Source organism: Psychromonas arctica, assembly GCF_038155225.1.
Taxonomy (GTDB): Bacteria; Pseudomonadota; Gammaproteobacteria; order Enterobacterales; family Psychromonadaceae; genus Psychromonas; species Psychromonas arctica_B.
Genome location: NZ_JBAKBA010000159.1, coordinates 1 through 246 on the forward strand (window position 1 = coordinate 1; position 246 = coordinate 246).

Genomic DNA, 246 nt, shown 5'->3' on the forward strand with positions numbered 1-246 from the left:
CAAACTTTACAAGATGTTGAAGATAGCGCTGAATTGATTGTTGATACGGCGATAATCAATCTTGATGAGATGGAAGCGTATTTTGTTGAAGCTGCTTAAGCAGGTAAGGATGCGGCGCGTTAACAATGTGGTGATCCTGCTTTATACGGCGCAATTGCAGAGCAAATTCGAAGTTTAGAAAAGCATGGTATTGATTATGAAGTAATTCCCGGTGTGAGCGCAACGGCTGCGTCTGCTGCGTATTTA

Annotated in this window: 1 pseudogene; it reads left to right on the forward strand. The window is 42.7% G+C overall.

The window, feature by feature from the left end:
• Positions 1–141: 141 nt before the first annotated feature.
• A pseudogene (locus tag V6255_RS18160) lies at positions 142–246 on the forward strand (SAM-dependent methyltransferase); the annotation flags it as partial.